This window comes from Burkholderia sp. Bp9015, from assembly GCF_003853505.1.
Lineage (GTDB): Bacteria > Pseudomonadota > Gammaproteobacteria > Burkholderiales > Burkholderiaceae > Burkholderia.
In genome coordinates this window covers 1-1039 of sequence record NZ_QTPZ01000090.1, presented here as the reverse complement: position 1 = coordinate 1039, position 1039 = coordinate 1, and the positions used below count along the sequence as shown (strand labels likewise).

Genomic DNA, 1039 nt, shown 5'->3' with positions numbered 1-1039 from the left:
CTCGTGCCCGACGTCGCGTCGCGCGGCGACGCGAGCAGCGAGAAGTTCGAATTCCCGCCGTTGCGCACGTACGCGACCGTCCCGTACAGGAACGTGCGCTTCGACAGGTTGTACGTCGTGCCGAGCACGTACATGATCGCGTGGCCCGACGGATCGTGCGACGCGTCGCCGCCGCCATCGCCGACCTTCACGTAATACCCGCCGCCCGTCACCGCCCACTGCGGCGTGGCCGTGTAGGTCGCGCCGAGCCAGTAGTGATCGGCGCGATCGGCGACGCCCGCCGGGCTGTCCGGCGCCTGGTAGTGCGTATACGCGCCCTGGATCTTGAACTTCGACACCTTCACGTTCGCGCCGACGAAATACTCGCGCGACGCGGTGAAGATGTTGCTGAACTTGCCGTTGTTGTCGCGCAGCTCGTCGTAGAGGCCGCGCACGTCGAGCACCGGCGAGTGATACGAGATCATGATCCCGTCCGAGCGGCCGAAGTCGTCGGCCGCGCCGTAGTTGAAGCCGCGCGACTGGTTGCCGAACGCATACTGCGCCTGCACGTCGAAGCCGCCGATCACCGGGCTGTGATATTCGATGTTGTTGCTGCTCTGCTGCCAGTTGCGGCCGCGCACGAGCGATGCGGACGAAAACGCCTGCTGCACGAACGGATCGAATTCCCACACGCCGTCGCTGTCGATGAACAGGTTGCGGCCGGCCTGCAGCTGGCCCCACGTGTCGCTCTTCAGGCCGACATACGCGCGGCGCGACCACATGCGTCCGCCGCCGGTCGTGCCGTTCATCACCTGGAACGCGGTTTCCAGGTTGAAGACCGTCGACATCCCGCCGCCGAGATCCTCGACGCCCTTCAGGCCGAACATGCTGGTGCCCCAGTCGCCGCCTTCCGCGCTCCAGCGCGTCGAACTGCCGCCGGGCGTCGCGATGTGGTTCAGGTATTCGACGCCGCCGTCGATCCGGCCGTACAGCGTCACGCTCGTCTGCGCGAACGCGGCCGCCGGTGCGGCGGCCACGATCAGCGATGCGAAATGTTTGA

The 1039-nt window shown here is 66.7% G+C and carries 1 protein-coding gene; it reads right to left on the bottom strand.

Going from position 1 to position 1039, the window contains the following annotated elements; genetic code table 11:
- The coding region (locus DIE12_RS37710) for a porin (protein WP_260429089.1) at positions 1-1039 on the bottom strand (1039 nt) is incomplete at both ends.